Origin of the sequence: Pseudomonas sp. D1HM (genome assembly GCF_019266105.1) — a bacterium.
GTDB lineage: Bacteria > Pseudomonadota > Gammaproteobacteria > Pseudomonadales > Pseudomonadaceae > Aquipseudomonas > Aquipseudomonas taetrolens.
In genome coordinates, this window is the sequence record NZ_LRMN01000005.1 from 121,863 (window position 1) to 127,868 (window position 6,006).

General features: G+C 62.8%; 3 protein-coding genes and 1 pseudogene. All 4 read left to right on the forward strand.

Annotation, left to right across the window (positions count from 1 at the left end; all coding sequences use genetic code 11):
- The first annotated feature begins 22 nt into the window (after positions 1-22).
- Positions 23-973 (forward strand): siderophore-interacting protein, encoded by a 951-nt coding sequence (locus AWM69_RS07640; protein ID WP_218726149.1) that lies wholly within the window; start codon positions 23-25, stop codon positions 971-973.
- Positions 974-1,164: 191 nt separating this feature from the next.
- On the forward strand, positions 1,165-3,561 hold the full coding sequence (locus tag AWM69_RS07645) for a type VI secretion system tip protein VgrG (protein ID WP_218726150.1): 2,397 nt from the start codon (positions 1,165-1,167) through the stop codon (positions 3,559-3,561).
- A complete protein-coding gene (locus AWM69_RS07650) occupies positions 3,558-5,801 on the forward strand; it encodes a hypothetical protein (RefSeq protein WP_218726151.1) in 2,244 nt (747 codons plus the stop codon). The genes AWM69_RS07645 and AWM69_RS07650 overlap by 4 nt, the downstream gene beginning before the upstream one ends.
- Before the next feature lie 38 nt (positions 5,802-5,839).
- A pseudogene (locus AWM69_RS07655) lies at positions 5,840-6,006 on the forward strand (sel1 repeat family protein); the annotation flags it as partial.

A 6,006-nucleotide genomic window follows, 5' to 3' on the forward strand; every position in this document is an offset into this window, starting at 1 on the left:
CTACTTATAGAAGGTGCGTTTTATGTCCGCTGTTACCACGCTGGTGCAAAATCTGCGCACACGCCTGAGTAAACCGGCCGGGTACCGGCTGTTCGATATCCAGCTCAAGCAACGCCTGGTGTTAAGCCCGTCGCTGGTGCGCCTGGTGTTCAGCGGCCGCGACGTGGCCCTGATGCGGACCCTGGGCCCGGACCAGCGGGTCAAACTGTTTTTCCCCGGGGCCAATGGCGTGGCTGTCAACCTGCCCAGGCACGGCGACTGGCAGGCCGCCAGGCGCCAATTGGGCCCTGACTGCGCACCCGCGATGCGCACCTACACCCTGCGCAACCTGCGCCCTGAATGCGACGAGCTGGACATCGACTTTGTACTGCACGGCGAAACCGGGCCGGCTTCACGCTGGGCGCTGCATGCGGCGCCAGGTGAGCGCTTGCAAATCGTGGCCCCGAATGCCGAATGCGACACCGACCCCGGTGGTTATGAATGGCTGCCGCCCGCCGGGGTGCGCAACGTGCTGCTGATCGGCGACGAAACGGCGCTGCCAGCGATCGCCGGGATTCTCGAACAGCTCGCCACTCACCCGGATGCGCCTCGGGTACAGGCGTTTATTGAGGTGCCCGAAGAAGCAGACTGCCTGGCGTTGCTTTGCGGCCTCAACGCCAAGGTCCACTGGCTACCCCGTGCCAGCCTGGGCACCCGGCACGGCGACGGCATGCTGCTGGCGGCCCGTGAACTGGCAAGCCTGCCGCCGCTTCGCCCTCAGGCCAGCGACAGCGGGCCGCTGGATGAACTCGACCTTGACCATCAGCGCCCCTGGGAAAGAGCCAGTGCCCGCCACAGCGATTTTTACGCCTGGGTCGCCGGCGAGTCAGCGGCCGTCATGGCGATCCGGCGGTTTCTGATCAATGAACGCGGCCTGGACCGCCAGGCACTGACGCTGATGGGCTATTGGAAACTGGGGCGCTCGCTGGAGTGACGGTTCGATCATCAGCAGCAGTTGTCCTCAGCCTACAGCGCAGAGTCCGTAGTCCTACTCGATACTCGCTTAAAGCCCTAGCCAAGAGAGAACCACCTTACAGCCAGCTTTGATACCGCCTTGCACACTTGCGCGATCGAAAAGTCCGGAGGGTCACCCCGCCGGAATTCCCTCCGCGCAAGGAAACGCGAATGCCCTCTCCAGCCTCGCAATCTCGCTTCAGCCTGTCCCTCGAAGGTCTCAGCAGCGACCTTCAGGTCCTTTCATTCAGCGGCCATGAGAGCATCAGCCGGCCTTATGCGTTTGACGTGGTGCTGGTCAGCGAACGCCCGGACCTGGACCTTGAGCGCCTGCTGCATCAGCCGGCTTTTCTGGGTTTCGCGGCGGATGGCGCAGGGATTCACGGGCATGTCCACGCGATTTCCCAAGGCGAAACCCTTAAGCGTCTGACGTACTACAACCTCACCCTCGTACCGCAGCTGGCGTACCTGCAGCACCGCAGCCAGCAACGGATTTTCCAGCATCTGACGGTAGAACAAATCGTGTCCCGGTTGCTCGAAGAGCACGGCATATTCACCGATGCCTACGAGTTCAAGCTCGACACGACGTATCAGGCCCGTGATTACTGCGTGCAATACCAGGAAAGCGACCTGCACTTCATCCAGCGCCTGTGCGCGGAAGAAGGCATTCATTACCACTTCCAGCACAGCCCCGACGGCCATCGCCTGGTGTTTGGCGACGGCCAGAGCACCTTTGCCAAACTCGATCAGCCGCTGCCTTTTCACGCCGGCAGCGGGCTTGTCCCGTCAACCCGTACGGCCAGCCACTTCGAGGTAGCCCTGCACACCCGGGCAACCCGTACCAGCCTGCGTGACTACACCTTCGAGACCGCCAGCCGCGAACGGGTGGCCGACCAGGGGCCGGACAACCGGGCACCCGAGCCCGACCTCGAAGACTATCGCTACCCCGGCGACTTCAACCACGAACAGCGGGGCAAGCAACTGAGCCGGCGGGCCCTTGAGCGACTGCGTGCAGACCGCCATCAGGCCCAGGGCAAAAGCGATCAGCCGGCGCTGGTCTGCGGGCACTTCCTTACGCTGTGCGAACACCCCTGCAACGACTGGAACGCGCTGTGGCTGCTGACCGCCATCCATCACCAAGGGCGGCAGCCGCAGGTGTTGCAAGCCTATGCCGTGGACCCCGGGCCAGCCCCCGCCGACGGTTTTGTCGAAGGCTATCGCAACACCTTTGTCGCCACCCCTTGGGACGTGTTTTTCCGCCCCCCTCTCGACGCTCCAAGGCCCCGGATAGCGGGCGCGCAAACCGCCCGCGTGACCGGGCCGAACCAGGACGAGGTGCATTGCGACGAATACGGCCGGGTCAAGGTGCAGTTCCACTGGGACCGCCACGGACAACAGGACGACAACAGCAGCTGCTGGCTGCGCGTAGCCTCCAACTGGGCCGGCGATAGCTACGGGGCCGTCACGCTGCCGCGGGTGGGCATGGAGGTGCTGGTGGTGTTCCTCGAAGGCAACCCCGACCAGCCGGTCATCTCGGGCTGCCTGAGCAATAGTCTCACCCCCCCGCCCTACCCGCTGCCCCGGCACAAGACCCGCAGTGTATGGCGTAGTCGCAGCACCAGCGCCGCCACCGGCTACAACGAGCTGTACCTCGAGGACCGCAAAGGCCAGGAGCAGATCTACCTGCGCGCCGAGCGCGACCTGGAGCAGAACATCAAGAACGACAGCCGCCTGCATGTCGAAGGGCAGCGCACGCAGACCATCACCGGCAACAGCGTGTCCGTACTCAAGGGCGAAGATCAGCGCCGGGGCAGTGGTGACCGCAAGGTACAGCTCAAGGCCAATGACCATCGCAGCGTTGCCCTCAGCAGCCACACCCGCGTCGGGCAAATCCTGACCGTCGGCGCAGGCCAGGAAGTCACCCTCAAGGCCGGTGCCAGCGTCGTCCTGAGCGCAGGTGCCAGCATCACCCTGATCGCCGGCGGGCAGCACCTGATCATCAGTGCCGCCGGCATCTTCTGCAGTTCACCGATTCAGCCGGGCGGCGTGCCGCTGCCGGGCACGCCGGCCAGCCCTTTGCCCCCTGACAGCCTGGATGGATTGCGCAGTACGGCACCCACATCGGCATCGGCATCGGCATCGGCACAAACGTTAAGCCCGCCTGCCGGCCAAGGGGCCGCCAGCCCGTCGACTGTCGACGCACCGGCGCCGCGCCTGCAGATCAAGATCAGGCCTTTGCCCGGCCTGCCCGGGTACGAAAATGAGCCTTACCGATTGCTGGCAGACGGCTTGCCGATAAAAGAAGGCCTGACCGGGGCCGACGGCCTGATCGCCTTTGACCCGGTGCCCGCCTGCAAGGTGTACAGCGTCGAACTGGCCAACGGGCATCACTTCAGCCTGCGCGCCGATCCCCCCTCGGCAGATGACCCGGACAACCGGCGCCGGGCACAACAGGGCCATCGCACCTACGACGTCCGCGCTACGCAACACAAACCCGCGGCGACGCCGGAGGCCTACCGTACGCAGTCCGCAGAGCCGGGCGCAGAAAGCGAGGAGCCCGCGCCATGACCGATCTTTACAGTCCGCAGTCCATCCCCTTTGATCCGGATGCCCCCGTCTCGGTCGACCTGACCCCTGACTGGTTTGCCAACACGTCCTTTTATCCGCCCCGTGCCGGGGTCGTGATCGAGCCTCTGGTCAATGGTCAGGCGGCCTTTGGCGCCGTGAATGACGCCATCGATCAAGCCCGGCACAGCGTAGACATAATCACCTGGGGATTCGACCCCGCCATGCGCCTCAAACGGCCCGGCGGCTTGCGCGTAGGGGAACTGCTGGCCATCAAAGGCCGGCAAGGAATCAAGGTGCGCGCACTGGTATGGCGCAATGTGTTCACCACCGCTGTCGAAAACACCCTGCCGGGGGCCGGACTCGGGGGTTCGGGCGGCACTGCCCTGGGGTCGGGCATGCTGAGCGGCGATGCCGCCGAAAATCAAGTGTTCCTGCTGGATCAGCGTCGCAGCAAAAATCTCAAGGCCATCCGTCTCCTGCATCAGGACCTGCTTCAGGCCCGGCATTACCAATCCATCAACTCCCGCAGTTACGACCCGGTCTTCGTGGCGAGCGCCAATAAACGCTTGCGCGCGCTGGAAGCCGAAAATGCCGAGATCAATCGCTTGGCCGATCAGGCAGAGCAAGCCCAGGGCTATAACAAGCTCTCCGGCTCGGGCGGCACCCTGCAAGACCCCTGGGGCCAGATATACACCCGGGACTGGTTCAAGCAGGTCAAGAACGAGGACATGCGCAATGTCGAGTTCAGGACCCGGGATTTCAACTATGGCACCCGCCTCATCATGAATGAAGGGCAAAGCCGCCTTGTGCGCGGCCGCGTCAACATACTTATCAACTTGCTGAACGCCGATGGCATTAGCGATTTGAGCATCGGGCAGATGATCCTGCTGACCCAGTTCCCCAGCCATCATCAGAAGATGGTGCTGGTGGACTACGGCACGCCGCAGGCCATCGGCTTTGTCATGGGGCACAACCTTCATCGCAACTACTGGGACACTGACGATCACCTGTTTGACGACCGAAAAGCCGGGCGCGACCTGGGCTTTGGTCCCTGGCAAGACATCTCGATGAAAGTCAGCGGGCCGGTGCTCACTGATCTTGGCCAGAACTTCTCCCAGGCCTGGGACCTGGAAAAACCCTGGTGCTGCAGCTGGTTTCCCGAGGCATCGCTGGAGGTCGAGCGCCATGCGCTACCCACGCCGAAAGTCGCCACCGTCAATGCCCACAGTGTGGCCCAGGTCTGCCGCACCCAGCCGCAGGATGACGAAACCTCGATTCTGGAGCTTTACCGCAAGGCCATCGGCAACGCCACCGATTACGTGTACATGGAAAACCAGTACTTCCGTTACCCCGACTTTGCCCGGCGTTTGAAAGAGACTGCCAGCCGCCGTGCATCCCGGGAAGTCCCCGATGATCTGTACCTGTTCGTGGTCACCAACACCCCCGACTCCAGAACGGCGTCAGCGACCACCTACGCCATGCTCCAGGGCCTGGGCCAGGAACAGTTGATGCCGCAGGTTCAGCGCGAGCTGTCCCAAAGCCTGCGGGACTATCAGGACAGCCTCGAACAATTGCAGAGCCACACCCGGCTGAACTCGCCCCTGGAGCTCCTGGCCAAACAGCAAATCATCAAGGGGCTCGAGGAGAAAATCCAGGCACTGCGCGAACAAGGCATTACCCCCGAGGTAGAAGCGCGTATGCGTGACCGGCAACCCGAACACATTGCCCATCTGGCCGAAGACATGAGCAAGGACGACGCAAAACCCTATGAGCTGAGCGACATCCCCGGCCTCAAAGTCGTCATCGCCACCCTCAACACCAGCGACCCTGCCCCTGGCAGCCCACAACCGAAACCCTTGCCTGACGCCTGCGAAACCAGCCTCGGCGCCCCTACGCTCAAAGCCCGTTACAAGCACATCTATGTGCATTCAAAACTGCTGCTGGTGGATGACGTGTACACCCTTCTCAGCTCCGCCAACATCAACATCCGCAGCCTGCACAGCGACTCGGAACTGGGGATCGCCCAGCCGAACCCGGTGCTGGCGAAATCATTAAAGGAGAAGTTGTGGGGGATGCATGCGGGAGAGGTGAAGGGCTCAAGTCATGAAAACCATGAGTTTTGGAACACACAAATGGACGAAAACTGGCGCAAGCAGATAGCAGGCAATCCCTTGACCTCACACCTGACCCGGTTCTGGGACGTGACCACGCCTTACAGCCCTCACTTTACGGTGGATTGATGCACTTTATTAACCGCTTCATTAACCGCTTCGCCCTGATGCTTTTCTTATCCCTGGGAACCTCTGCCATGGCCGAACCTGCGCCCTTTGTCTGCGTCCACGAAAAAGATCACCTGCCTGCGCTCGACCCGCTCGCCGACAGCTGGTACCGGGAGGCTGCGGCCCTGGCCAAACCTGGCACCCGACGGCCCTGGGCGCGCATCGT

Coding starts and splice junctions, on each gene's coding strand:
- AWM69_RS07640 (WP_218726149.1), top strand. CDS start 23: ATGTCCGCTGTTACCACGCTGGTGCAAAATCTGCGCACACGCCTGAGT.
- AWM69_RS07645 (WP_218726150.1), top strand. CDS start 1,165: ATGCCCTCTCCAGCCTCGCAATCTCGCTTCAGCCTGTCCCTCGAAGGT.
- AWM69_RS07650 (WP_218726151.1), top strand. CDS start 3,558: ATGACCGATCTTTACAGTCCGCAGTCCATCCCCTTTGATCCGGATGCC.